The sequence below is a fragment of the Actinomadura verrucosospora genome, assembly GCF_039540335.1.
Lineage (GTDB): Bacteria > Actinomycetota > Actinomycetes > Streptosporangiales > Streptosporangiaceae > Spirillospora > Spirillospora verrucosospora.
In genome coordinates this window covers 32,340-57,393 of record NZ_BAABEV010000005.1, presented here as the reverse complement: position 1 = coordinate 57,393, position 25,054 = coordinate 32,340, and the positions used below count along the sequence as shown (strand labels likewise).

The window sequence follows — 25,054 nt, the reverse complement described above, 5'->3', positions numbered from 1 at the left end:
ACTGCGACCACAGGTGCAGGGCGCTGGGACGAGCTCTCGTACATGGCTGATTTGCTGCGACAACTCGCGATGTCGACCCTGGTGGAGGGAGTCCGCGGGAAGGTGGGCCGGAACCGCGAGGGTTGCGCCGACCTGGTGACTGCTGTCACGGTAAGTGTCTGTAGTAATCGCTCCATGGAGGAGTTGACGTGCCCCACACCCCGCCCTGGGAGCCGGGCCTGCTCGCATCGCTGACCGGTGTCGGCCCCGGCCCGACCGCCCGCGACAAGCGGCTGGAGCTGCGCGCCGCGCTGGCCGCCGCCACGGCCGCGCCGGGCGCGCCGGTCGAGCCGCTGGTGCTGCCCGGCGCGACCGACGCGCTCGGCGCCCGGCTCGTCGAGGAGGCCGGCTTCGCCGCCGTCTACGCCACCGGCGCCGGGCTCGCCAACGCCGGCTTCGGGCTTCCCGACATCGGGCTGATCTCCCAGGCCGAGGTCGTCGACCACGCCGGACGGCTCGCCGAGGCGACCCGCGTGCCGCTGGTCTGCGACGCCGACACCGGCTACGGCGGACCGCTGGCGGCGATGCGCACGGTCCGCCTGCTGGAGCGCGCCGGTGTGGCCGGCCTCCAGCTGGAGGACCAGGAGATGCCGAAGCGGTGCGGCCACTTCGACTCGCACGCGCTGATCCCGTCCGGCCACATGCAGACCAAGATCGCGGCGGCGTGCGAGGCGCGCGCCGACGACGCGCTGGTGATCATCGCGCGGACGGACGCCCGGTCCGTGCACGGGATCGAGGAGGCGGTCGAACGCGGCCGCGCCTACGCCGAGGCCGGCGCCGACGCGCTGTTCGTCGAGGCGCCGCGGACGGTCGACGAACTCGCGCTGGTCGGGCGCGAGCTGGCGGGCGTGCCGCTGATCGTCAACGTCGTCGAGGGAGGCAGGACCCCGCAGCTGGACGTCGCGCGCTACGCCGAGCTGGGCTTCGGGGTCGTGCTGTTCGCCAACTACCTGATGCGCTCGATGCACCTCGCCGGCCGCGAGGCGCTGGCGCACCTGCGCGAGCACGGCGAGACCGCGTCCCGCGCCGGCCGGATGGCGGGCTGGGAGGAGCGGCAGAGCCTGTTCAACCTGCCGCGGTTCAGCGCCGCCGAGACCGCCCTGGACCGCGAGTTCGGGAGCCTCTCGTGAGCGCCCTGCCCGGCCTGCCGGTCGAGACCGACCTGCCCGGGCGCGTCGGCGTCCTGGTCCTCGGGGCCGGCCTCGCCGGATGCGCCGCGCTGCTCGCGGCGGCCGAGGCGGGACGGTACGCGCTGCTGCTGGAGAAGACCGGCGAGATCGGCGGGTCCACCGTGAAGTCGGCCGGGCTGTCCGCCTTCGCGGGTACCGACGAGCAGGCCGAGCAGGGGATCGCCGACTCCGTCGAGCTGCTCCGCGAGGACCTCGTCGAGGTCGGGCGGGGGCGCGGCGACCCGGCGCTCATCGACCTGTACTGCGAGCACCAGCTGGCGGCGTACCGCTGGCTGAAGAAGCACGGCGTCCGCTACGGCGAGATCCACGCCGCCTCGGGCCAGTCGGCGCCGCGCAGCCACCCCGCCGACACCACCCGCATGCTGCACCTGCTGCTCTCGGCGGCCGGTGCCCTCGGCGCCCGGGTCGTGCTCGGCGCCCCGGCGCACCGGCTGCTGCACGACGGCGCCCGCGTGACCGGCGTCCGGCTCGCCGACGGCCGCGAGGTGCTCGCGGACGCGGTCGTGCTCGCCACCGGCGGCTTCTCGATGAACCCGGAGCTGCTCGCCGCGTTCGCGCCGCAGATGGAGAACGCGCTCCGCCAGGGCGGCGCCGGGAACCAGGGCGACGGCCTCAAGATGGCCATGGCGCTCGGGGCGGGCCTGCGCGACACCCCCTACATCAAGGGCACGTACGGGCACTACCACGTCGAGCACCCCGACGAGGACGGCACCGGCATCCTCGCCGTCTACAAGGGCGCGATCGCGGTGAACCGCGAAGGCCGCCGCTTCGTGGACGAGTCGCGGAACTACAAGGAGATCGGGGACGCCGCGCTCGCCCAGCCCGGCGTGACGACCTGGCAGGTCTTCGACGCCCGCACGATGGCCCTGGCCAACGACGAGGTCCCGATCTACGAGTTCGCCGGGCGCGAGCGGGCCGGGATGCTGCTCAGCTCCGGGACGGTCGCCGGCCTGGAGGCCGCGATCGGCCTGCCGGGCGGCTCCCTGCAGCGCACCGTCGCCGAGTACAACGCCGCGCTCCGGGACGGGCGGGCCGACGCGTTCGGGCGGGCCCACCTGTCCGGCGGCGTCGGGGCCCCCACGCCGATCGACCGCCCGCCGTTCTACGCCCACCCGTCGGGCACCGTCGTGCTCGCGACGTACTGCGGGCTCACCGTCGACACCCGGATGCGGGTCCTGGACTGGTGGGGCGAGCCGATCGGGCGCCTCTACGCCGCCGGAGAGATCACCGGCGGATTCCACGGGGCCGGCTACATGACCGGCACCTCCATCGGCAAGTCCGGCGTGTTCGGCCGGCTCGCCGGACGGAACGCCGCGGACGAGGAGAGCGAGCTCCAGTGGTGAACCCCGCGTTCGACCTGACCGGCCAGGTCGCCCTGCTGGTCGGCGCCGCCGCCGGGCGCCTCGGCGAGATCGCGGCGCGGGCGCTGGCGGGCGCCGGCGCGCGGGTCGCCGTCGCCGACCTGCCGTCGCGCGCCCGCGAGCTCGCCGCCAAGGCCCGCGACCCGGCCCCCGCGCAGGGCCGCGGCGCCAGCGCGCACGAGGTCGACGTGACCGACGAGGCGTCCGTCGCCGCGCTTCTCGGCAACGTCATCGCCGAGCACGGGCGGCTCGACGTCGTGGTGAACGCCGCGGGCGTCATGCTCCGCAAGCCCTACGACGAGACCTCGGTCGAGGAGTTCGAGCGGGTCGTGCGGGTCAACCTCACCGGCACCTGGCTGGTCGGCCGCGAGGCCGGGAAGGCGCTGACCCGGCAGGGCTCGGGCGGCCGCATCGTCAACCTCACCACCGTCTACGCCGAACGCGTCGGTCCCGTCCCCGAGTCGGCGTACTACTCGTCCAAGGCCGGCGTCGTGAACGTGACCCGGGCGCTGGCCGCCGAGCTCGGCCCGCACGGCGTCAACGTCAACTGCCTGGCGCCCGGCGTCTTCTACCCCACCCAGATGACGGCCGCGCTCGGCGCGGACCCCGACCGGCTCAGGTGGTTCGGCGAGCGCACCATGCTCGGCCGGCTCGGCGACCCGGCCACCGACTTCGCCGGCCCCCTCCTGCTGCTCGCCGGACCCGCCGCCTCGTACATGACCGGCCAGGTCGTGTACGTCGACGGCGGCTGGTCCGCCTGGTAGCCCGACCCCTCCGAGGAGACTCCGAATGACCAGCACCAAGGCCCTGCTCATGCTCGACTACCAGGTCGCGCTCTGCGAGGAGGGCCCGCACCTGCGCATGCCGCCGCTCGCCGCGCAGATCGCCGAACGCGGCGTCCTCGCGACGGCCGGGCGCGTCCTGGACGCCGCCCGCGCCGCCGGAACGCTCGTCGTCCACGTCCGGCTCGCCTTCGACCCGTCCTACCGCCTCCGCACCAACCGGCTGCCCCGCTTCGCCCCCTACGAGGAGCAGCGCGCGATGCTCGCCGACTCCCCGGAGGCGCGGATCGTCGAGGCGCTGGCGCCGGTCGCGGGGGAGCCCGTCGTCGACAAGGGCTGCGTCGACCCGTTCGTGGGGACCCCGCTGCGGGACGTCCTCGCCGCCGAGGGCGTCACCGAGGTCGTGCTCGGCGGCGTCGCGACCAACCTGGTCGTCGAGTCGGCGGCCCGGCACGCCTCCGACTCCGGCCTCCAGGTCACCGTGGTCGAGGACATGTGCGCCTCCTTCCGCCCGGACTTCCACGAGTTCTCCGTGACGAACATGCTGCCGCTGTTCGGGTCAGTGATCGGCTCCGCCGAGCTCGCCTTCTGAGAGGAACGCCGTCATGACCGAACAGACGCACCGCTACGACGTCGTGGTGGTCGGGGGCGGGGTCGCGGGCCTGTCGGCCGCCGTCTCGGCGGCCGAGAACGGCGCCCGCGTCGCGCTCCTGGAACGCTCCCCGGAGGCCGAGACCGGCGGGAACACCCGCTACACCGAGGCCTTCCTGCGCATGAAGTCGATCGACGAGGTCGCGGACGGCTTCGAGGACGCCCTCGTCGACGACTTCATGGGGCACCCCGACCCGTCCATCGTCAACGACGCGGCCCTCCCGCCGCGGCGGCAGGGCGCCCTGTACCGCGCCACCCACACCGTCGACCCGGACTACGTCGCCGCGCTGGCCGAGAACGCGCCGCCGACCCTGCGCTGGATGACCCGCCACGGCGTCCGGTTCGACTTCGTGCCGACCCCGTTCCTCACCCGGTCGACCACCCGGATGGCGCCGGTCGGCGGCGGCCTGGCCATCGTCGAGACGATGGGGGAGGCCGCGCGCGGGCTCGGCGTGGAGTTCCACTTCGCGACCACGGCCCGCCGCCTCGTCCCCTCCGGCCGCGGCGTCGGCGGCGTGGTCGCGCACACCCCGGACGGCCCCGCCGCGTTCGAGGGCGCGGTCGTCCTCGCCAGCGGCGGCTACCAGGGCAACTTCGAGCTGATGGCCCGCTACCACGGCGACCGGGCGCTGACCTGCCGGCCCGTCGCCAAGGGCGGCAACTACAACAAGGGAGAAGGCCTGGAAATGGCGCTCGCGCTCGGCGCCGCCACCGCCGGGAACTTCGCCCTGTTCCACGCCGAGCCGGTCGACCCGCGCAGCGGCGAGCCGGAGGCCGCGATCTTCTGCTTCCCCTACGGCGTCCTGATCAACAAGGAGGGGCGGCGGTTCGTCGACGAGGCCCGCGGCACCGTCGACGCCTGGTACGAGCGGACGACCCGCGCCGTCCAGGCCCAGACCGGCGGCGTCGCCTGGGTCGTCCTCGACCAGCGGGGCCTCGCGGTGCCGAACCTGATGGCGGGCGTCCGCACCGATGTCCCGCCGGTGACGGCCGACACCGTCGGTGACCTCGCGCGGCGGCTGAACCTGCCCGCCGCGGCCGTCGAGGCGACCATCGACGCCTACAACGCGGCCTGCCCTCCCTCCGACGGCTTCGACCACGCCCGGCCCGACGGCCTCGCGACGGCGGGGCTGGACGTCCCGAAGTCGAACTGGAGCCGGCCCGTCGCCGAGGGGCCGTTCGCCGCCTACCCGATCATGGCGGCGAACGTCTTCAGCTTCGGCGGCCTCAAGACCACCTCCGCCGCCGAGGTCGTCGACCGCGACGGCCGCCCCATGGACGGCCTCTACGCGGCGGGCGAGCTGACCGGGCTGTACTACTCGAACTACACCGGCTCGACGTCGGTGCTCCGCGGCGCGACGTTCGGCCGGATCGCCGGGGCGAACGCCGCCCGCGCCGCGGCGGTGGTGTGAACATGCGGATCTGGCACCAGTCCTTCACCGTCCTCGACGACGTCCCGCACTACCGCGACGCGCTGGCACGCCACCTGCGGTCGCAGGCGGCGCCCGGCACCGAGATCGACCTCCACGGCATGAGGCCCGGCACCTACCCGTCCGACTATCCCGGGACGCACATCGGCTACGCCTACCTCGCCGGCCTGCACAGGGAGCAGTTCGTGCACGCGGCGCTGCGCGCCCAGGACGAGGGTTACGACGCCTTCCTGATCGCGACCATCCCGGACACCGCGTACGAGGAGGTCCGCACGGTCGTCGACATCCCCGTGGTCGCCTTCGGTCAGACGTCGGTGCTGATGGCGGCGGCGCTCGGGGACCGCGTCGGGATCGTCAACTTCATCGCCGCCCTGGAACCGCAGCTCCGGCGCAACCTGCGCAACTACCGGCTGGACGGGCTCGTCGGCCCGATCGTGCAGGTCGAGGCGGAGTTCACCGACGTGATGGCGGCGTACGCCGACCCGGAGCCGCTGCTGGACGCGTTCGTCCGCGCCGCGCGCGAGGCGATCGAGGCCGGCGCGAACGTCATCGTCCCGGGGGAGGGGCCGCTGAACGTGTTCCTCGCCGACCAGGGCCTGTCCCGCGTGGACGAGGTCCCGGTCCTCGACTCCCTCGGCACCTGCGTCCGCGTCGCGGAGCTGCGCGCCGCGCAGTACCGCGCCACCGGACTGGCCCCGGCGCGGACCGGTTTCTACGGCGCGCGCCCGCCGCGCCCGCTGATCGACGCCGCGCGCCGCTTCTATGGCACGGACGGGACCCTCGCGTGACCTGGGACATCGAGGTGGACGTCGCCGTCGTCGGCGGCGGGGCCTGCGGCGTGATGACCGCCCTGCGCGCCGCCGGCGACCCCGGCCTCGTCGTCGCCGTCTTCGAGAGGTCCGCCCGCGAGGGGTGCAACGCCGCCATCTCGTCCGGTTCCCTCGCCGCGGGAGGCACCCGCTTCCAGGCGGCCGCGGGCATCGACGACTCGCCGCGACGGCACGCCGAGGACATCCTGCGCGCCAGCGGGGACGAGGAGTGGCGCCCGGTGGTCGAGGCCCTGTGCGCCGCCGCCCCGCGGATCGTGGAGTGGCTCGCCGACACGGGCTACCCGATCGAGATCGGCACCGACATGCCCCGCGCCGGGATGACCGCCCCGCGCCTGCACACCGACACCGGGCGCCTCGGCGGCGCCCGGCTCATGCGGCACCTGCGCGCCCTGCTCGCGGCCCGCGACAACGCCGCCTTCGTCGACGAGGCCCGCGCCGTCGACCTCGTCTCGCGGGACGGCGAGGTCACCGGCGTCGTCGTCGCCCAGAACGGCGCCCTGCAACGCGTCCGGGCCGGTGCCGTCGTCCTCGCCGCCGACGGCTTCGCGGCCGACGAGGCCCTGGTCGAGCAGTATCTGCCGCACCTCGGCACGCCCTTCTACGGCGGTGTCTCCACCTCCACCGGCGACGCCCTGCCCTGGGCCCTGCGGCTGGGCGCCCGGCTGCGGAACATGGGCGCCGGCCTGCGGTCCGGGCTCGTCGTCGTCGACCACGGCACCCGCGTGTCGCCGGCCCTGCCGTTCAACGGCGCGGTTCTGGTCAACCTCGACGGCGAGCGCTTCGTCGACGAGGAGTCCAAGGGCTACTCGTCCATGGCGGGCGTCCTGCGGCGGCAGCCCGGCGAACGAGCCGCGATGATCTGGGACGCCGCCGCGATGGCCGCCACCCGCGAGTCGGAGATGATGCGCGAGTGCCTCGCCGCCGGCGCCGTCCAGGACCGCGCCACCCTCGGTGACCTCGCCGCCTCCCTGCACCTGACGACCGGCCAGGCCGATCGCGCCCTGGCCCCGCTGCCCGGCCGGCGGCGGCTCACCGCCCCGTACCATCTCGCCTGGGTGACCCACGGCCTGCTCGCCACCCAGGGCGGGCTGGTCATCGACCCGTCCGGGCGCGTCCTGGACGAGGCGGGCGCGCCGATCCCCGGCCTGTACGCGGGCGGCGGCACCGCCTGCGGCCTGGCGGGCCCCCACTCCGACGGCTACCTGTCCGGGAACGGGCTGCTCTCCGCCTTCGGCATGGGCTGGATCATCGGGAACCACCTCGCCGAGAGGACCACACGGGCACAGGTGCAGTGAACGAGCCACCCCGGAGCGGCCAAAGACGATGCGGGGTGACCAGGAAGTGACCGGGGCGATAGCGCCCTGGGGGAGCGTGGCAGCGTCTGGATCGAACCCGAATCACGACGGAGACCATGATGCGCAGAGCCAACCGTGACCTCACCGCACGCTCCGAGCTCGTCACCAGTTCCCCCGCCCGCGGTGCAGGAAGCCGCCGGTACACCGCTCCGGCGGCCCTGGCCGGGGCCGTGCTGGTCCTGGCGGCCGTCCCGGCAGGCGCGACGACCGCCGCCGGCCCGCCCAGCCGCACACCCGCCCGCGTGACCGCCGCAACGGCTGGAGCAGCGGATCCCTGCATCAGGACGGTCCGCGTGTACCGAGACGATGAGGGCTTCTGGCACGGGGTCGGCTACAACTGCTCCCTGTACGGGGGAAATCGCTCTCTACGGTATGCCGACGGCATGAACTACAGCCAGTGCGCCTTCGTGGAAGGAAAGTCCTTCCACGACTGGATCATTCCTGACTGGGCGGCCCAAGGCCCGATCACGATGGTCTCTTACTGCGTCTAGCGTGAATTCACAGCCCAAGGGGGTTGCCTGAATCTCACCACCACAGGTCAGTACAGTCGGCAACCCCGTCACCGGGTGTTCAGTCCGAGTTGGGCCACACCAGCACCCCGGGGCCGTCCGGGGTGATGACCGGGACCCACGCCTCGTCGACCTCGCGCATCCGGCTCTCGTCCAACCTCAGGCCGTGCGGCTGCTCGGTGTTGCCGTCGCAGGCCCAGTAGCGGACGGCCCCGATGATCTCCTCCAGCCTGACTCGCGCATCGTCTGGCCAGGTGTGGTTCCAGGTGCCGGCACCGCGGAAGTCCTTCTCGAACAGCGTGCGCAGTGCGCTCAGTCCGTCACGGCTCGCCAGCGGCACCAGGAAGCCCTCCACCTGCCCCTGCCGGTTCACGTTGCCGCCGTACTGCTGCTGGTAGACCACTCCGGTCCCGGCCTCCACCACCACGTACAGCCAGCCGCCGCCGATGGTGCCGTCAGGGTCGAGGCAGACGAAGCGCGGAGCGTCCATGGCGGCCATCTTCCGCGCCGTCGATCATGTGGTCAACGGCGTGCCGCGAGACGGCCGTCGCGTCGACCCTGCGCTGGAAGGACGAGGTCGCCCGCCCGCTGCCGCACGGCCGTTGTGGCGATTTGCTGGGAACGGTGTCGGACGACCCATTTCGGGGCGGTCCGCCGTCATAGGATCGGGGGACGGGGCGGACGGGGAGAGGGTCGTTCTTTGGGGCTGGGCGGCGTTACCGGGGATGCCGGTGACTTTCCGGTGGCATTGCGGGAGAGATTCCGGCCGATCCGGATCGAGGCGGTCGGCGCCGAGTCGGTCGTCCATCTGGCGGAGCCGCTCCACGGCGGGTGCGGGGGCGCCGACCTGGTCGTCGTCAAAGTGCACCGGGACTCCCGGCTGGAGACCGACCAGCTCGTTGTGCTGGGGCGGCTGGAGGCCACCAGGCACGTCCCCCGGATCCACGATTACGGGAATCTCGTCGTGGAGGGCGCCGAGGTCGGCTGGATGGCGCAGGAGTACTGCGCGCACGGTTCGCTGGAGGCGCTGATCGGCGACGCCCTTCCGCTCGGCGACGCGGAACTGAGGGCGATCGTCGCCGAACTCGCCGAATGCCTCAACTTCTGGCTGGGCGCGATGGGGTTGACGCACACGGACGTGAAACCGGCCAACATCCTGGTGCGGTCCCGGAATCCCTACGAACTGCTGATCGGTGACTTCGGGGGAATAGCCCGCAACGTCAGGGTCCATGGGCGGGATCCGGGCGGGCTGCTGACCACCTGGGCCTACGCCGCGCCCGAGACCGCGCGGGGCCGCCGCGGCGCTCCGGCCGCCTGGTGGGCGCTCGGGATCATCGCCTACCAGCTCCTCCTCGGGCGGACGCCCTACGAGGGGACGCCGTCCGCGCGGGTGCGGGAGCTGCTGCGCGCCGGGCGGCGGCCCGCGCTGGACGCCGTGACCGACCCGGAGTGGCGGCGGCTCATCGACGGGCTGCTCGTCGTCGACCCGGCGCGGCGCTGGACGTACGAGCACGTGGTGGCGTGGGTCGCGGACGAGCACCGGCCGCCGCGGTTCAACGGCCGCACCTACCGGGACGTCCGCGGCCTCGCCGACGACCTGGAGCGGAACTGGCGGGACGGCGCCGCCTGGCTGGCCGGCAACGGCGGGCGGCTGGCCGACTGGCTCGTCCGGCAGGGCGCCGACCCCGCCGACGTGCGGTACCTGCGCGGGCTGGGCGGCGACCGGGCACGGCGGGCGCTGATCAGGCTGACCGCGCAGGTCATCCCGGACGTGACGCCGCGCTACGAGGGCCGTCCGATCGACGCGCCGGGGCTGCTCGGACTCGCCCGGGGCGGGCCCGCCGACCGGGAGCTGCTGCGGGAGGTCGTGGACGGCGGCGTGCTGGCCGACGCGGCCCGGCACCGCTGCGGGCATCCCGGCTGCCGGGGGCGCTGCGCCGTCCTGGACCGGGTGCACGCGGACGTCCCGGAGATCGTCGCGCGGGCGGAGGGGAAGCTGAGCTGGCTGCGCGGCCGGGTGGTGCGCGGCCGTCCCGGCCGGCCGCCGGCGGAGCTGCCGTCCGAGCGGGAGTGGCCGATGCTGTGGGCGTGGGCGGCGGAGCTCACGCTGCTCGCCGACGCCGCGGAGCGGGTTCGCGCTCTCGCCGCGGCCGTGCCGCGCGAGGTCCCGTGGTGGCCGGACCGGCTGCGGCTCGCGGAGGCGGCCGACCCCGCCACCGTGGAGGGACGCGCCGACCTCGTGGTGGCGCAGCTCCTGGCGCCGCACGCCTGGCGCGCCGCGAGCGGGCCCGGCCCGCACCGGCGCTGACCGCCCCCGGCGGGCGCCGGGGCGGCTCACAGGTACTGGCCTGGCTCCTCGGTGTCGATCCGGGGGACCAGCCCGGTGGCGCTGAAAAGCGACAGCAGCGGGCGCAGCACCCGGGTCGGGCGGAAGTTGCGGTGGGGGAACACGCCCTCCTCCGGGATCGGCGGCACGCCCGACGCCGACGCGAAGTGGAGCGTGGTGGGCGAGCCGGAGTGGAACGGCGCCAGCCACAGTTCGGCGCCGTGCCGGTCCAGGAACGCGTAGGCGGCCTCGTTCTCGTCCTCGACGGTGCGCAGGTCGCCGAGCACCGTCTCGTCGTCCCGCGCGAGCCAGTGCGCGACCGTGCCGTCGACTCCGGCCAGCATGTCGGACTTGGCGACGACGATGGCGCCGGGCGGCAGCAGGCCGTCGCGGGACTGCCGGGTGTGCAGGAGCTGGGTGATCGCGTGAGTGAAGCCGGGGTCGGGCACCCACGGGTTCCAGTCGTCGCCGGTGCGGAGCTGCTGGCCGTCCGCGACGTAGAGGATCGCGTCGGCGAGGCTGAGGAACGGGGTGTCCTCGTACTCGTACCGGTGGTAGTGCTCGCCGGGGACGTCGAAGAACCCGACCGCGTGGGTGCGCCCGGTGTACTCGCTGGACACGCGCAGCGCGTACACGAACTCGGCCCGCGCGGTGCGGCGGGTGGCGGGCAGGACGCGGCGCTGCTCCAGGAACGGCCGGATCCGCTCCTCGTAGAACCGCTGCCGCAGGTGCCCGTCGAGCGGCTCGATGCGCAGCTCCGGCGCGAGCATGGCCTTGCGCCGTTCGAGCTGGGCGATCATCGCGGTGAGCAGGTGGGTCTTGCCGGCCGCGCTGGCGCCGACCAGCCCGATGATGAGCGGGTCCAGGTCGCCGTAGTCGGCCGGGAGGGAGTGCGGGTCGCCGTCGCCGTGGCACTGCCGCATCGCGCCGAGCGTCCGGTGCCGCCAGCGGACCTCCGGCTCGTCCGGCGCCCGCGTCAGCACCTCCGGCCCGTCCGGGGTGTTCTTGACGAGCGGGACCTCGCCGTAGTCGGACCAGTCGATGTGGTTCAGGCAGTACGGGCAGAGCGTGCGGGCGCGCGGCTCCGGGCCGGGGTACGCGGCGGGGCCGGGCTGCCAGGGCGGGGCGATCATGTCACAACACCACCAGGAGAATTAGGACGACCAGGACGAACACCACGGGCCACACCAGCAGGGGGTGCGGTCTGCGCCTGCCGTCGTCGCCGACGCGGAACGGGAAGTCGCGGGGCAGCGAGGGGACGCCGACCCCCGGAGGCGCGCCCGGCCGTCCGGTTCCCGGTCCCGTGCCAGGTGCCCGATGGAAGGACGGCGCCGACCCGCTGGACGGGTGCGCGGGCGCGCCGTTCCTCCGCTGGCCCAGCCACTGCTTCTCCCTCCGGTAGTTCTCGATGGCGCGCGCGCCGGCGTCCGTCGCCGGGGGCGCCGGCGGAGGCGGCGGCTTCGGTTCGGCCCGCTCCGGCGGCCCGGCCTGCGCGGTGCGCCTCGTCTGCCCGGGCCGCGCGGGACGGGCGCCGGGGTGGATCTCCACGGTCCGCGTGTCGTCGTCCTCGGGGGCGTCCTGCTCGGTAGGGGAGTCGTGTCCGGCGGGCACGTCCCGCTCCGTCGTGTCGCCGGAGGGCGGCCATCCCTCCATGCGGGCCAGCACCTCCGCGGCCGTCGGGACCTCCTCGTCGAAGACGGGCCGGAGCACCATGCCGAGGTCGGGGTGGTGCCGGATCAGCCAGCGCAGCTCGCCCTCGTCGGCGGGCCCCGCGCCGTCCGGCCCGAACGACGACTCCTCGCCCGACGCGAGCCAGAACAGCAGCCCGGCAGCCGCGCGCACGTCCCGCGCCGCCCGCAGGTCGTCCGGCTGGCCGACCGCGTTGCCCAGGTCGGCGATCTGCAGCCCCCTGCCGTCCCACAGGAGCATCCCGGGGGACAGCTCGCCCAGCGCGTAGGCGTTGTCCGCGAGCACCCGGAGCGCGGTGAACAGGTCGTGGGCCGGCCGCCGCAGCCGCTCGGAGGGAAGGGGAGACGTCCCGGCGAGCGGACGGCCGCGCCGCGTCTGCACCAGCCGGGCCGGGGCGTCGGGGGAGTCGACGTCGAAGCCGAGCAGCGTCCCGAACTGGTCGGCGCGCACGTCCTCCATGCGGAGGCCGCCCCAGACGGCCACCTCGTTGCTGAGCACGCGCTTCCCCATGGCGCCGGTGGCGACCTTGTAGACGCACTCGACCTCGGCGCCGCCGGCGGGCCGGACCGTGCCGTAGTGGCTCTTGTAGCGGGCGCCGACGCGGCTCCCCTGGTCGAGGGTCAGCGCGAACTCCGCGCGCCCCCCGCCGGACGGCGTTTCGAGCAGTGCGATTTCGGTGGTCACCCCGTCACGTCCCTGTGTCGATCAGTTCTGGTAGAAGAAGACGACGAGCTGGACGGAGCCGTCGCCCTCCCCGCCCGTCCACGCGGCCCGGTAGATCGCCTCGCGGAACCGGGGGTTGCCGGACCTGACGGCCTTGGCGGCGTTCTTGCCGAGGGCGACTCCGCTGCCGGTGTCGTTCCGCGCCCCGTAGGCGAGGAAGAAGCCGACCTGGAGCTTCTGTTCGAGCTGCCGGAGGCAGGCGCGGCGGGCGTCCTCGCGCCGCATCTCGTCGCCGTACAGCCAGGACGGGTGCTCGCCGCGCAGCGCCTCGTCGACCTTCTTCAGCAGGTCGGCGCGGGCCCCGCCGGAGCCGGACAGGAGCCCTTCGGCCTGCACCGGGATCAGGAAGTCGCAGAAGTCCTGGCCGAGGACGCGCGGCCCGGACGGCCGCGGCTTCTTCTGCTCCGGCAGGCCGGTGGTGAGCTCCGCGCGGGGCTGCACCGCCATGGCGACGAGGAACAGCACGAGCATCAGGTCGGCGAACAGCCAGCCGGCGAGGTGCACCGCGCCGAACCGGGAGGTCCGCCGTCCCCGCCGGGACGCGCGCTCCCGCGCGGGCCGCGTCACCGGTGCGCACCGCCGTCGTGCCGCACGTAGGCGACGAACTCGCGGGTGTCGTCGACGAGGTACTCCAGCTGTTCGAGCGCCTTCGACAGCCGGTCGGTGCCGGCGGAGAGGCGGGCGACCGCGTCGGCGAGCACCGCGTTGCCGGCGTCCTGGTAGTGCTGCGCGGCCTCGGCGTGGTCGGTGGTGGCGAGCGTCGCCCGCTCCACCTGCGTCACCATGGCGGCCAGTTCGGCGCGCAGCTCGCGCTGCCCGGCCGCGATGTCGTCCTGCAGCTTCCGGAAGCGCTCCAGCGTCTCGGCGGGCGCCTGCATGGCCGCGATCGCCCGTTCCAGCGACTCGGCCTTGTCGATCCAGGTCTGGACGGCGTCCTCGATCCGCTTGCCCGTGCTGCCCTCCAGTGCCGCTCGGACGTCCTCGGCGGTGCCCGCGAGGCGGCCGATGAGCCCCCCCACGCTGGTCTCCATCCGCTGCACCAGGGACTGCAGGTCCCGGTAGGTGACCTGGCCGTCCCGGGAGCCGGACAGCAGGTGCGACGCGAGCGCGACGTCCTGCGCGATCTGCACGCGCTCGGCCTCGTAGCGCGGACGGTCGAGGAGGTTCTCGCAGGTGGTCACGAGGGCGGTGAACGCGATGACGACGAGGACGGTGAGGACGACCCACCACGCGGTCTCCGACAGCGGCGCGAAGTCCTGGACGCCGCGCCGGATGTGGTCGGGGTCGAACGAGCCGGCCTGCCAGCCGAGCAGGAACGAGCCCTCGCTGTGGGCCCGCCCGTAGGCGTTCAGGGCGTCGTGCAGCTTCCACCAGGTGACGACGATCGGCGCGAAGACGAGCACGTTCTGGAAGAACCGGCCCCAGAACAGCGTGGTCTCCAGCCACCGGCGCGGCGCCGGGTCGGGCAGCAGCGCGTCCGCCGGGTAGGCGGCGACGAGGTCGACGCCGGTCGGCGGCGGCCCGCCCGCCGGGTCGAGGTCGTCGGCGAGGCGCTTCAGCAGGGCCGGGCCGCTGGCGGCCTCCCCGGGGGAGTCCCGCAGCGCCCGGTCGGCGTACCGGTGGAACCGCGCGCTGATGCCGCTCAGGATGTCGTCGGAGGTGAGGGGTTCGGTGGGGCTGATCGTCGCTCCAGGCGCCATCAGGGGGTCTTTTCTGTCGTCGGTTGCGGGGACCGGCCGTCGCCGGACGGCGTCCCGCCCTCGCCGGACGGCTTCTCGGGGCCGGTCGTCCGGGCGGCCGTCGGGGCGGCGGACGGCGCGACGGTGACGGTCACGGTCGGGGCGGCCGGCCGCGGCGGCGGGGTCTCGTCCGAGCCGCCGAACAGCAGGAGGCAGAGCAGGACGACGATCCCGAGGCCGGCCACCGCGATCGCCCACTCCTGGACGGTGCGGTCGGCGATCCAGGCGACGATCGGGTGCCGGTCGTCGTACGGCGCCTCCTGCTCCGGGCCGGACGCGAAATGGTCCGGGGGCGCGGGCGGCGGGTCGAACGAGAAGTGCTGCGGCGGGATCGGCGGCTCGGGGAGCGGGGGCGCGGTGCGGGCCGGGCCGTCCCCGACCGGCCGCGTCGGGTGCGGGTGCTGCGCGTGCCCCGCCTGCGGCCCGCCGGCGGGCGCCGGCGGGGCGGACGTCCTCCTCGCGGTCCGCGTCTCGGCGGCCCGGTGCGGCCCCCGCAGCGTGTACGCGGTGATGTCGGACGAGAGGCCGAGGTCGGCCGCCTGCCCGCGGGCCGCGTGCAGCAGGGCGGGCACGACCGCGTCCTGCGCCGCGTGGGCGACCACGGTCAGCAGGAACGGCGCCGTGCCGCCGGCCCGCACCAGCTCGTCCACCTCCGCGGGCGTGAGCCCGCCGCCCTTCGAGCGGTCACCGGCCTTGTAGACGGCCCGGAGCAGGAGGGTGTACGCCTTGAACCGCAGGTCGGGCTCGTCGGGCCACGCCTTCTCCACCAGGTCGGCGAGGAACCGCCTGGCCAGCGCCGCGTCGCAGGCCGCGCGCTTCTCGGCGGGCGTGGGGCTGCGCTTGGCCACCACCTGGCACACGGGTTCGAGGAGGCCCGGCTGCCCGGGCTGCTCGGCCAGCCCCTGGATCAGGTCGGTGCCGGACAGGACGCCCAGCATCTCCTCGAGCACCGGCGGCGGGGCCTTCCGGCGGCGTGCCTGCGCGGTCAGCTGGAAGACGTGGGCGCGGTCGCCTCCGAGCACGTCGGCGAGCGCCGCCCACGGCCGGAACTCCGTCGCCTCCGCGTCGGCGGGAAGCGCGCCGAGCACCGGGGCCAGGTCCGTGACGGGGTCGCCGTACGCCAGGTGCAGGACGGTCCGGTACAGCTCGACCTCGTCCTCCGTGCGCAGGCCGCAGCCCGAGACGATGGCGTGGATCGTCTCGTGGAACATCTCGGTCTCGCGCATCAGCGCGCGGACGTCCTCGTCGCCGCGCCGGTCGCCGCGGCTCCACTGCCGGTACGCGGCGCGCATGAAGTGCGGAGCGGCCTTGACGTGGTCGCTCGGCGCCAGCACCCTGCTCCAGTCCAGCAGGGTGACCGCCTTCATGCCGGAGAGGAGCCGCGCGAAGGTGTCGTCGGACGCGGGGTCGAGGCCCGCGCCGATCGCGAAGTACACGGCGCTGTACTGGTCCGCCGAGGTGGCCTTCGGCAGTCCGGCGTACCAGTTCGCGAGGACGCGCCTCGCCTCCGCCGCGGTGAGGCCCATCCGGCGGGCGGCCTGGAGCAGCCGTTCGGCGGTGTCGTGGTCCTCGCCGGCGTCGGCCAGGTACCGTTCGGCGGCGATCTGCCGCAGCGTCCGGGCGGCCTCGGACAGCCCGGTCGGCTTCGCCTCCGTCCAGCGCAGCAGCCGGTCGGTGAGCTGCGCCATGCCGGCGTTGCGCAGGTCGGCGCGCAGCCGCTCCTGCCCGTCCGGGCCGTTGAGGTAGCGGCGCGCGGGCTCGTCCAGCGTGCCCGCGATCGCCCGGTCGACGAGGTCGAGGACGCCGGTGGCCCGCTGGTGCTCCGCCTCCACCCAGTCCGCGAGGGCCGCGGTGGACGTCAGCGGAGCGCGCGGCCGGGTCAGCGACGTCGGCGGCAGGTCGGCGAGAAGCCCGGCCACCCGCGCGATGCCGGGGTCGGCGCCGCCCTTGGTCGTCAGCGGCGTCCGCCCGTTCCTGGCGTCCGGCAGGCCGACGGCCAGCAGCCGGGGCCGCAGTTCGGGACGGGTGACCTGGGCGCCCAGCAGCATCGTCAGCGGAGCCGTCCCGGCGATCCCGTCGAGCCGGCGCACGAGCCCGGCGACCAGGCCGACGTCGTCGGGGGAGATCTCGGCCAGGTACGAGTCGCACGGCGCGGAGAGCACCCCGGCGAGCAGGCCGGCCAGCGCGTCGCGGCGCGCCGACGGCTCGTCCAGCCCGGCCCGGGCGTGCGCCCACAGCGCGGTCGCGTCGAGCGCCTCCAGGTCCGGGGGCGTCGCGCCGAGGCGCTCCGGCGTGCTCCAGTCCGGCCAGCGGTGCAGGCCGAGCACCAGCGCCGCGTCCACCACCGACGCCGGGCCGACGAGCGCGTGCACGAGCTGGGAGGGACGGCCGTTCGGGTCGCGGGCCGGCACCAGCCGCAGCGCGGCGCCGTGCTCGCCCTGCCGGCCGAACCGCAGCGCGCCGAGCGCCGCGCACTCGGCCGCGCCGGACAGCCACTGCCCGACGGCGACGTCGCCGCCGGCCAGCCGCTCGTTCCAGACGCGCAGCCCGTCGGCGCCGAGCGACGTCGCGACCGGCCCGAGACCGCGGCCGCCGGCCAGCAGCCGGTCCGACCAGGCGAAGACGATCTGGTCGACGCGGCCGGACGGGGGAAGGGGACCGGTCGTCATGACGCCACGCCCTCCCGGTCCGCGGGCGCGCCGAGCACCTCGCGCGGCAGCACGCCCTTCATCGCCAGCAGCGACAGCAGCGGCCGCAGCACCCGCTGCCGCCGGAACGACTGCTCGGGGTACTCGCCGCTCTCCATGTCGACGCCGACGCCGGTCGCCGACGCGAAGTGCAGGGTCGCGTCCTCGCACTTCTGGACCGGGACGAGCCACGACCCCGCGCCGCGCGAGCGCAGCAGCGCGTAGGCGTCCTCGGACTCCTCCTCGACCGTGCCGAGTTCGAGGTCGTCCCGGCGGTCGAGCCACCGGTCGACCTCCTTGAACGCGCGCAGCGTGTCCGACTTGGCGATCACCAGCGCGGCGGGCAGCGGCAGGAACTCCCCGCCCCGCCCGGCGCGGACGTGGTCGATGTGGCTGAGCACCGCGGTGAACCCCGGGTCGCCGGTGTGCCGTCCGTGCCGGACGTCCAGCTCCGTGCCGTCCGCCACGAAGATCAGCCCGTCCGCGATGCTCATGAACGGGGTGTCGTCGCGGGTGTGGCCCTGGCTGAAGATCTCACCCGGCACATCGAAGATCAGCAGCGCGTACTGCCGGCCGGTGTGCCCGCTGGTGATGCGGTAGGCGCAGGTGAACTCCGGGCTCAGCGCCCGGCGGGTGACCGGCAGGGGCCTGCGGTCGCGCAGCAGGTCGAAGCGGTTCCTGGCGAACAGCTCCCGCTGCAGCCGCGGGTCGAGCGGCAGCACGTCCAGCCGGTGCGAGATCTTCAGCGCGGACTGGTCGAGCTCCTCGGTCATCGCCGCGAGCAGGTGCGACTTGCCCGACCCGGACGTGCCGACCATCCCGACGATCAGGACGGTCATGCCGCCGAGCGACGCGGGCACGAAGTGGTCCTTGCCGGTGGCCTCGCAGACCCGCCAGGCGTGCATCGTCCGGGTGCGCCAGCGGACGTCGCTCTCGCCGGACTCCCGGGTCAGCGCGATCTCCTCGCCGTCCACGGTGCGGTCGACGAGCGGCGCGCTGTTCCAGTCGAACTCGCTCAGGCAGTACGGGCACACCATGGTGCGGTCGGGGCCGTCCGGCGGGCCGGGCACCCGGGGCCGGTGCGGGGACTCCGCGCCGGTGTCCCGGCTCGTCCCCGCCTCGGGCGTGTCGTAGGGGGTGTCGTCGGCCGCGGTGCCGCCGGCCGCCGCGGCGCCGGCGGGCGCGGCGCCGGGCGCGCCGCCGCTCGGCCGGGCGTCCAGGCCCGGGGCCGTGACCGGGTCCAGGTCCAGATCCGGGTTCGCGGCGGGCAGCGGGTAGGCCGGGCCGTCGAGCTTCGGCGGAAGCTTGGGCCTGGGGGGTTCGGGGTCGCTCACGGTCACCTCACGAGCAGGACGGCAGTGACGATCAGGGCCACGGCGAGGACCCCGAGGACGAGGAGGAGCAGCAGGACGCCCGCGCCGCCGGGGGGCGTCCCGTCCGGGGCCGTCCCGGACGGCGCGACGGGGCTCGCCTGCACCCGCGCCCGCGGCGGCTCGGCCGCGGTCCGGCGGCTCCGGCGGAACTCGCGCTGCCGGCGGCGCAGCTCGCGGAACTCGGCCCGCCCGCTCTCCTCCGCGGCGTGCCGCAGGTCGCGGACGGCCGAACGCGGCCTGGTCTCGGGCAGCACCGCCTGGGGGGACGCCTGCGGAGTCGCGTGAGGGGGCGCCTGGCCAGGGGACGGGCGCCGGGGCGGAGCCGCCGGATCGCGCCGGTCCTCCGGGACGTGCCCGGGCGGCGGCGGTTTCGGGCGGCTCCGCCACAGCCGGTCCCTGATCTCGCCGGGGGAGACGGCATGGCCGCCGGTGGCGTGGAAGGCCGGTTCGAGCACCTGCGCGAGGTCGGCGTCGACCTCGGCGAGCTCGGCGACGAGGGCCGCGGGCGTGCCGCCGCCGGGCGAGCCGATGGCGAGCCGCAGCAGCAGGTGGGCGGCGGCCTGGACGTCCGGGACGTCGCCGGCCGGCAGCCCCGTCGGCGTGCCGAGCGCGGATCCGGCGAGCGCCTCGGGCGGGCCGAGCGGTTCCACGTGCCCGAAGCCGTGCAGCTCGACGCGCCGGCCGTCCCAGAACACCGTGTCCGCCGAGACGGCCCGGTGCGCGAAGCCGAGGTCGGCGAGGAACGCGAGCGCGCCGAACAGGTCGCGCGCCGCCCGGCCGAGCTGCACGTCGTCGAGCCGGGGCGCCGGGTCGCACCGGGAGACGGGCACGCCGCGGCGGGTGACCATCAGGCACACGGGGCTCTGCGCCGCCCGGAAGCCGATCATCCGCCCGGCGGACGCCTGCCGCCCGCCGATCCGGTCGTAGACCTCGGCCTCGCGGCGCAGCAACTTCGCGCCGGTGGGCGTGAGGGCCGTCTTGAGCAGGACGTCGCGGTCGTCGGCGCGGCCGTAGCGGTGGCTGAGGAGCGCGTCCTCGTGCCGCAGCCCGCCCTGCACGAAAGTGACCATGACCCGACCGGATTGCCCGAAAGATGACTTTTGGAGGGTGAATGTCTCTTCCGCTGGCGCTCCAGCCTGTTCCGTGTAGATAGCGCCCCCTCGGGTCATATTCACGTTGTGACGAATAAGTGGTGCTAAGGATCCGCTAGGTGTGACGCACGGAGTTGGGGGAAGGTTGCCGCCTTTTTTCGGCCGAGGTCGGCAGGGGTGAGGCGGGCACGGCCCCGCCGCCACGGCGCCGCCGGGCCGTCCGGCGCTGTGCACGAGGCCGCTCGGCCTCCGCCCCCGTCCCGCCGCCCCTGACGACGCGACCGGACATGGACGGATTTCTGGGAGTGTGCAAAACGCAATGGACAACGTGCTAAGAAAATGCCGCTCACCGGCGACTCGGCAGCCGCGCCGGCTTGACGGGGAATGCGGACTCCGGCCGGGGGGTTCTTCTGGTGATGAGCGACAGGACGGATGCGGAAGCGGCGCGGACGCGCGAGGTGCTGGAGGCCGAGCGCGAGCGCACGCTGGCCGCCGTCCGCGCGCTCGACCGCGACCGCGAGGGCATCGTGGAGTCGGCCCGGCTGTCGGCCGTGGACGACGAGCACGATCCCGAGGGCGCGACCCTCGGGTTCGAGCGAGCCCATGTGGAGGCGCTGCTCGCGGCGGCGCGGGGCCGTCTCGACGACCTCGACCGCGCTCTGGACCGGCTCGCCGCGGGAACCTACGGCGTCTGCACGTCCTGCGGCCGCCCGATCGGCGCCGGACGGCTCGCGGCCCGGCCCGCCGCGGCACTGTGCATCTCCTGCGCCTGAACGTCCTGCGCGTCCCCTCCTCCGTCGACTGGCCCGGCGGCTACGCAGCACTGACCTTCCGACACAGCAGGTTTGGTCACGCTCCGTATTGAAGTGAGCACCGTGCGGGAAGGAGAGGGGCGACCGCGACGTCCCAGGAAACACTCGGGAACAGGAAAAGCTCATGCGCCTCCCCACCATGGCCATCGCCGGCACGACCGCCGCCCTCAGCCTCGCCTTCACCACCGCCCCAGCCATGGCCGGGACGGTGACCAAGCTCGCCGCCGAACCCGTCCAGCTCACTTCCCAGGGTTACGGTGCTCTGATGATCGGCAGTTCCGAGCGGGCCGCGCTTCGCACCGGGATGCTGGTCCGCAAGTCCACCGGACGGTGGTGCGACGGCTTCGACCTGAAGGGCCACCCCACAGGCCGCGACGACCTGTCGGTCTACGTCTCCAAGAAGTACGGGGTCGCGATGATCCAGCCGCCCCGCGGCGCCCGCACTCCGCGCGGCGTCCACGTCGGCTCCACGCTCCCCGAGCTCAGGCGCGCCTATCCGGGCGTCCGTCGCGACGTCCACGGCTTCTGGGACGTCACCGCGCCCCGCAACCACCGGGCGCTGTACCAGTTCGAGGCGGAGCGCGGGCACGTCACCATGATGGCGCTGAGCCTGAAGAACCAGGACTGCTTCAACTGATCGGCCCTGAGGCGCGCACCGTTCCGCCGACCTCTGAGTGAACGCGTCTGAGACGGCAATACCGGAGGACACGTCCCCCCGGAGGTGCGCATGGTCTGGCTCGGGCTTCTTCTCGTCGTCGCGGGCGCCGTCCCGGCTCTCACCGCGGACGGTGAGCTCGGCGGTGTCGACCTCACCGTGGCGGGGGCCGTCGTCATGGCCGTCGGCGCGGTCCTGCTGGTCGCGGGCATCCTGCGGCTGCGCGTCCGGCGCCGTGTCGGGTCGCCCGGCGCGGCCGCGCAGGCCTACTACCGGACCTCGACCGGCAAGATCGTCGCGATGGTGATCGCGGTGGTCTACATCGTCTCGCCGGTCGACCTGATCCCGGACGTCTTCCTGCCGTTCGGAATCGTCGACGACGCCACCGCCCTCACCTGGCTGCTCTTCGCCCTCGGCCAGGAGTACACGCGACGATCCCGCACGCGCCGCCGCGTCCCCTGACGCGGCGCGGGCCGGCGGTGCCGTCCGGAGTCTCGGCTGGGACTCTTCGGGCACCGCCGGCCCGCGCCGCCGGGTGTGGGGGGACGCCGGTTATCGCTGGACGACCCCCAGCTCGGGTTCGATGGTGACCGAGTCGAGGTTGACGTTGCCGTTGTCGTTCGGTCCGTAGACGAAGGTCAGCGGCGCGGACGGGGCGAGGTGGAGGCCGGCCCGGTGCTCCGACCACGCGTCCCAGGACCCCAGGTCGGGGAGCTGGAGCTGGACGGACCGCGTCCCGCCGGCGAGCGTCATGGTCCGCGGCGAGCCCATGCCGTTGGCGTAGCGGAGGCGGACCGTGTAGAGGCCCTCGGCGGTGACCGGGGCGTCGAACCGCACGCCGCTGTCCTTGGTCTTCAGGCAGGCCACGAAGCCGGTGCCGGTGTAGCCGGTGTGGTCGGTGCGCCGGCACGCGCCGCTCACGAGCTGCGCGGACTCCGCCTCGATCGTGCGCGGTTCGGCGGCGAGCGCCCGGCTCGTGGCGAGCAGGCCGGCCGCGACGTCCGGAGCGATCTGCGCGGCCTCCACCAGGGCGTCGAACCGGTCGAGGGCCTCCTTCATCCCCGCCGTGTCGCGTGCGGCCACGGCGTTCACCGCGGTCCTGACCTCGGCGGCGAGCCTGCCGGACAGGGTCGGGTCGACGGCCCCCTCGTCGGCCGCCACCCGCACCTTGCGCGCGAGGAAGAGGAGCCCCTCCGGTGCGCCGAGCCGGGCCGTGAGGCGGCCGTCGATCGCGGTGCGGGCCTCCGCGCTCACGTCGTCGAGGGAGAACCCGTAGAGGGCGAGCCGCACGCCCTGCAGCGCCAGGAGACGGCCGGTCGCGTCGCCGCGGCGGAGCAGGGCCTCACCCTTGACGATCGCGGGCTGGAGGTCGGCCGCCGCCGACGGCGTCATCTTGCCGGACCGCCGCAGGTCCTGGACGAGCCCGAGCAGCGAGCCCGGCTGCTCCACGCGGACCGGCCTGCCGGAATCGGGGCCGGACGTTCCCACCGCGACCCCGAAGTCCCCGTCGGGCACCTCGGAGGCGGGCAGCGTCCACTCGACGGTCCGGGTTCCGCCGCCCGCCACCCGGACGCGCTGGGCCTCGCCGGCGGCGCGGCCGTCGAGGAAGACCCGGGCCTGGAACTCGGCCACGGTGCTGCCCTCGTTGGTGAGCGGGGCCTTCACGGTGAGCCGCTGAGTGCCCTGGTCCAGGGAGGCTTCCACGGAGCCGTAGTCCGCGCGGGGCGCGGCGTACGGGGAGAGGTCGCGGAGGTCGCCGGCGGTGGCGGGCCTGAGCCTGACCGCCTGGCCGCCGCCGCCGACGAGCGACATCGACAGCCGGGTGGAGGACCTGACCAGCGTCCTGCGGATCTCGACGGGCAGCGGGTCGCCCTTCCAGGTGGTCTCCTGCGCGTCGGCGTACGTCTCCGCGACGAACGTGCCGGCCGGCAGGAACGACAGCGGCACCTGGAGGGTCCGGTCGTTCTCGTCGGTGATCGCTCCGAGGTACCAGGTCCGGCCGCTCCGCCGGGCCGTCGTGGTGTAGTCCCCGATCGCGCTGTCCAGGACGCGGGTCTCGTCCCACGTGGCCGGCATGTCCTTCAGGAAGGCGAACCCGGGGTGGGCGGCGTAGTTCTCCGGGGTGTCCGCGAGCATCTGCATTGGGCTGAAGAACGTCGGATACAGGGCGAGCTGCGCGGCCGAGGTGGTCTGGACGCGGGTCCCGAGGCGGGCCGGGTCCCAGGTGACGTTGAGGACGCCGGGCGTGTAGTCGGCGGGCCCTCCCATGAAGCGGGTGAACGGCAGGATCGTGGCCTGGGCGGGCGGGTTGCCGGCCGCGCCCATGTAGTTGTGCTGCTCCATGCCCGCGACGCCCTCGCCCGTCATCATGTTCGGGTAGGTGCGCGCGAGGCCGGTGGGCTTGATCGCCTCGTGGGCGTCGACGGTGATGCGGTGCCGGGCCGCCGCGTCCACCACCCGCTGGTAGTGCCGGACGGCCTCCTGGTCGTAGTGGCTGCGGTTGACGCCGCCGAGCAGGTACTTCGTGGCGTAGCCGGTCTTGATCGAGTGGATGCCGAGGGCCTCGTACCTGGAGAAGATCTTCTCCAGGTTCCGGTCGTAGTAGTCGACGTCGCCCCGGGTCTCGTTGTGCGCGATGAACCCGACGCCGTTGGCCTTGGCGTACCGCAGCACCTCGGGGAGGTCGAGGTCGGGCTGCGGGGTCAGGAAGTCCTGGCCCGACCACGAGCCGCCGGAGCCGGTGTTCCAGCCCTCGGCCAGCACGAACCCGGCGCCCGCCTGCTTGGCCAGGTCGATGTACTGCTTGACCCGCGCGGTGGTCGCGCCGTGGTTCGGCCCGGCGTTCCAGGTGGTGGCCCGCCGCTGCAGCTCCCACCAGACGCCGACGTACGTCGCGGGCTTGATCCAGGACGTGTCGCCGCAGACCGCGCAGGGGTCGTTGAGGTTCTCGATCAGGTGGGACTCGCCGAGGTCGCCGGGCCGCTCGCCCACGGTCAGGGTGCGCCAGGGCGTGGAGAACTCGCCGTTCAGCCTGGCCTTCGTGCCGTCGGGGAGGCTGATCAGGTCGCTGGAGAACGCGCCGGGCCGTCCCGGCACCGCCTTCAGGGTCATGCTGGGGTAGTCGGTCAGGTCGGCCTCGTGCACCACCACGTAGGAGTCGGCGGCGGGCGAGGCGGTGATGGGCGTCTGCGCGGTGGGGACGCTGGACAGGGGCAGGTCGCGGTAGTGCTTCTCGTCGGCGGTCCAGTTGGTGCCCGCGGCGATCGACCAGCTCCTCGCGCCGGGCTCGAAGGCGAACTCCGTCCGCTCCGCGGTGACGGTGTAGGCGTCGAGGCCGGGCTGTCCCGGGAAGTGGTAGCGGAATCCGACCCCGTCGTCGAAGACCCGGAACACCAGGTCGAGCTCGAAGCCGGTCCCGGCCTGCACCGCGTGGACGGTCAGCTCGTTCGCGTGGTTCCTGACCTTGCTGGACGTCCCCCAGACGGGCTTCCACGTCTCGTCGATCGTGCGCCGTTCGACCGACCGGATGGACATGTCCCGCGTGAGGCTGGGCCGTCCCGCGAGATCCATGCCGAGCCCGGACGCGCCGACCAGGACCTTGCCGCGCTCCTTCACGCTGTAGGTGAGCCGCCCGTCGTCGGCGGCGATCGCCACCCGCAGATCCCCGTCGGGGGACCGGACGACCTGGGCGTCCTCCCCGGCGGCCTCGGCGAGTCCGCCCGAGGGGGAGGGCTCGCCGGCCCGGGCCGGGGCCACCGCGATCCCTCCGGGGAGGAGGAGGGCCGCCATGACGAGCGACACCCCCCGTCTTC

The 25,054-nt window shown here is 74.4% G+C and carries 21 protein-coding genes; 12 read left to right on the top strand and 9 right to left on the bottom strand.

Annotated features, from left to right (window positions below; translation table 11 throughout):
- Positions 1-188 precede the first annotated feature (188 nt).
- The 8 genes from ABD944_RS07610 (at position 189) to ABD944_RS07575 (ending at position 8,129) form a co-directional block, all read left to right on the top strand.
- Positions 189-1,169 (top strand): isocitrate lyase/PEP mutase family protein, encoded by a 981-nt coding sequence (locus ABD944_RS07610; protein ID WP_345173732.1) that lies wholly within the window; start codon positions 189-191, stop codon positions 1,167-1,169.
- Complete coding sequence (locus ABD944_RS07605; protein WP_345173730.1) at positions 1,166-2,572, top strand: FAD-dependent oxidoreductase; 1,407 nt, start codon at positions 1,166-1,168, stop codon at positions 2,570-2,572. Before ABD944_RS07610 ends, ABD944_RS07605 begins: the two co-directional genes overlap by 4 nt.
- Positions 2,566-3,354, top strand: a complete 789-nt coding sequence (locus tag ABD944_RS07600; RefSeq protein WP_345173728.1) for an SDR family NAD(P)-dependent oxidoreductase — start codon at positions 2,566-2,568, stop codon at positions 3,352-3,354. The genes ABD944_RS07605 and ABD944_RS07600 overlap by 7 nt, the downstream gene beginning before the upstream one ends.
- 25 nt (positions 3,355-3,379) lie before the next feature.
- Positions 3,380-3,964, top strand: a complete 585-nt coding sequence (locus ABD944_RS07595) for a cysteine hydrolase family protein (RefSeq protein ID WP_345173726.1) — start codon at positions 3,380-3,382, stop codon at positions 3,962-3,964.
- A 13-nt stretch (positions 3,965-3,977) separates the two neighbouring features.
- Positions 3,978-5,435 (top strand): FAD-dependent oxidoreductase, encoded by a 1,458-nt coding sequence (locus tag ABD944_RS07590; RefSeq protein WP_345173724.1) that lies wholly within the window; start codon positions 3,978-3,980, stop codon positions 5,433-5,435.
- A gap of 2 nt (positions 5,436-5,437) precedes the next feature.
- Positions 5,438-6,241 carry an aspartate/glutamate racemase family protein gene (locus tag ABD944_RS07585; RefSeq protein WP_345173722.1) on the top strand — a complete coding sequence of 268 codons (804 nt, stop codon included), beginning with the start codon at positions 5,438-5,440 and terminating at the stop codon, positions 6,239-6,241.
- Complete coding sequence (locus ABD944_RS07580; RefSeq protein ID WP_345173720.1) at positions 6,238-7,578, top strand: FAD-dependent oxidoreductase; 1,341 nt, start codon at positions 6,238-6,240, stop codon at positions 7,576-7,578. Before ABD944_RS07585 ends, ABD944_RS07580 begins: the two co-directional genes overlap by 4 nt.
- Before the next feature lie 116 nt (positions 7,579-7,694).
- A complete protein-coding gene (locus tag ABD944_RS07575) occupies positions 7,695-8,129 on the top strand; it encodes a hypothetical protein (RefSeq protein WP_345173717.1) in 435 nt (144 codons plus the stop codon).
- Between the two features lie 79 nt (positions 8,130-8,208).
- Here ABD944_RS07575 and ABD944_RS07570 read toward each other — a convergent pair whose 3' ends face one another.
- Positions 8,209-8,637 carry a DUF6210 family protein gene (locus tag ABD944_RS07570; RefSeq protein ID WP_345173714.1) on the bottom strand — a complete coding sequence of 143 codons (429 nt, stop codon included), beginning with the start codon at positions 8,635-8,637 and terminating at the stop codon, positions 8,209-8,211.
- Between the two features lie 252 nt (positions 8,638-8,889).
- On the opposite strand from ABD944_RS07570, the gene ABD944_RS07565 reads away from it, so the two are divergent.
- Positions 8,890-10,455 (top strand): serine/threonine-protein kinase, encoded by a 1,566-nt coding sequence (locus ABD944_RS07565; RefSeq protein ID WP_345173713.1) that lies wholly within the window; start codon positions 8,890-8,892, stop codon positions 10,453-10,455.
- Between the two features lie 26 nt (positions 10,456-10,481).
- Here ABD944_RS07565 and ABD944_RS07560 read toward each other — a convergent pair whose 3' ends face one another.
- The 7 genes from ABD944_RS07560 to ABD944_RS07530 are packed head-to-tail and all read right to left on the bottom strand — an operon-like array spanning position 10,482 to position 19,754.
- Complete coding sequence (locus tag ABD944_RS07560) at positions 10,482-11,606, bottom strand: TRAFAC clade GTPase domain-containing protein (protein ID WP_345173712.1); 1,125 nt, start codon at positions 11,604-11,606, stop codon at positions 10,482-10,484.
- Between the two features lies 1 nt (position 11,607).
- Positions 11,608-12,846, bottom strand: coding sequence for a hypothetical protein (locus tag ABD944_RS07555; RefSeq protein ID WP_345173710.1), 1,239 nt, complete (start codon positions 12,844-12,846; stop codon positions 11,608-11,610).
- A gap of 21 nt (positions 12,847-12,867) precedes the next feature.
- A complete protein-coding gene (locus ABD944_RS07550; RefSeq protein ID WP_345173709.1) occupies positions 12,868-13,452 on the bottom strand; it encodes a hypothetical protein in 585 nt (194 codons plus the stop codon).
- The gene (locus tag ABD944_RS07545; RefSeq protein WP_345173707.1) at positions 13,449-14,585 is read right to left on the bottom strand and encodes a hypothetical protein; all 1,137 of its coding nucleotides are present in this window, start codon (positions 14,583-14,585) and stop codon (positions 13,449-13,451) included. Before ABD944_RS07545 ends, ABD944_RS07550 begins: the two co-directional genes overlap by 4 nt.
- Positions 14,585-17,293, bottom strand: coding sequence for a hypothetical protein (locus tag ABD944_RS07540; RefSeq protein WP_345173705.1), 2,709 nt, complete (start codon positions 17,291-17,293; stop codon positions 14,585-14,587). Before ABD944_RS07540 ends, ABD944_RS07545 begins: the two co-directional genes overlap by 1 nt.
- The gene (locus ABD944_RS07535) at positions 17,290-18,645 is read right to left on the bottom strand and encodes a hypothetical protein (protein ID WP_345173703.1); all 1,356 of its coding nucleotides are present in this window, start codon (positions 18,643-18,645) and stop codon (positions 17,290-17,292) included. The genes ABD944_RS07540 and ABD944_RS07535 overlap by 4 nt, the downstream gene beginning before the upstream one ends.
- A gap of 2 nt (positions 18,646-18,647) precedes the next feature.
- Positions 18,648-19,754: a hypothetical protein gene (locus ABD944_RS07530; protein ID WP_345173701.1), complete on the bottom strand. Its 1,107-nt coding sequence runs from the start codon at positions 19,752-19,754 to the stop codon at positions 18,648-18,650.
- 437 nt (positions 19,755-20,191) lie between these two features.
- On the opposite strand from ABD944_RS07530, the gene ABD944_RS07525 reads away from it, so the two are divergent.
- From ABD944_RS07525 to ABD944_RS07515, 3 genes are all read left to right on the top strand, one after another.
- A complete protein-coding gene (locus ABD944_RS07525) occupies positions 20,192-20,548 on the top strand; it encodes a TraR/DksA family transcriptional regulator (protein WP_345173699.1) in 357 nt (118 codons plus the stop codon).
- Between the two features lie 163 nt (positions 20,549-20,711).
- Positions 20,712-21,224: a hypothetical protein gene (locus ABD944_RS07520; protein ID WP_345173697.1), complete on the top strand. Its 513-nt coding sequence runs from the start codon at positions 20,712-20,714 to the stop codon at positions 21,222-21,224.
- A 90-nt stretch (positions 21,225-21,314) separates the two neighbouring features.
- Positions 21,315-21,704, top strand: a complete 390-nt coding sequence (locus tag ABD944_RS07515) for a YkvA family protein (RefSeq protein ID WP_345173695.1) — start codon at positions 21,315-21,317, stop codon at positions 21,702-21,704.
- A gap of 90 nt (positions 21,705-21,794) precedes the next feature.
- On the opposite strand, the gene ABD944_RS07510 is transcribed toward ABD944_RS07515, so the two are convergent.
- Positions 21,795-25,043: a glycoside hydrolase family 97 N-terminal domain-containing protein gene (locus tag ABD944_RS07510; protein ID WP_345173693.1), complete on the bottom strand. Its 3,249-nt coding sequence runs from the start codon at positions 25,041-25,043 to the stop codon at positions 21,795-21,797.
- Between the last annotated feature and the right edge of the window lie 11 nt (positions 25,044-25,054).

Bases quoted from the DNA above. Each gene is read 5' to 3' on its own strand.
- ABD944_RS07595 (WP_345173726.1), top strand. From the start codon at position 3,380: ATGACCAGCACCAAGGCCCTGCTCATGCTCGACTACCAGGTCGCGCTC.
- ABD944_RS07590 (WP_345173724.1), top strand. From the start codon at position 3,978: ATGACCGAACAGACGCACCGCTACGACGTCGTGGTGGTCGGGGGCGGG.
- ABD944_RS07585 (WP_345173722.1), top strand. From the start codon at position 5,438: ATGCGGATCTGGCACCAGTCCTTCACCGTCCTCGACGACGTCCCGCAC.
- ABD944_RS07575 (WP_345173717.1), top strand. From the start codon at position 7,695: ATGATGCGCAGAGCCAACCGTGACCTCACCGCACGCTCCGAGCTCGTC.
- ABD944_RS07570 (WP_345173714.1), bottom strand. From the start codon at position 8,637: ATGGACGCTCCGCGCTTCGTCTGCCTCGACCCTGACGGCACCATCGGC.
- ABD944_RS07560 (WP_345173712.1), bottom strand. From the start codon at position 11,606: ATGATCGCCCCGCCCTGGCAGCCCGGCCCCGCCGCGTACCCCGGCCCG.
- ABD944_RS07545 (WP_345173707.1), bottom strand. From the start codon at position 14,585: ATGGCGCCTGGAGCGACGATCAGCCCCACCGAACCCCTCACCTCCGAC.
- ABD944_RS07540 (WP_345173705.1), bottom strand. From the start codon at position 17,293: ATGACGACCGGTCCCCTTCCCCCGTCCGGCCGCGTCGACCAGATCGTC.
- ABD944_RS07530 (WP_345173701.1), bottom strand. From the start codon at position 19,754: ATGGTCACTTTCGTGCAGGGCGGGCTGCGGCACGAGGACGCGCTCCTC.
- ABD944_RS07525 (WP_345173699.1), top strand. From the start codon at position 20,192: ATGAGCGACAGGACGGATGCGGAAGCGGCGCGGACGCGCGAGGTGCTG.
- ABD944_RS07520 (WP_345173697.1), top strand. From the start codon at position 20,712: ATGCGCCTCCCCACCATGGCCATCGCCGGCACGACCGCCGCCCTCAGC.
- ABD944_RS07515 (WP_345173695.1), top strand. From the start codon at position 21,315: ATGGTCTGGCTCGGGCTTCTTCTCGTCGTCGCGGGCGCCGTCCCGGCT.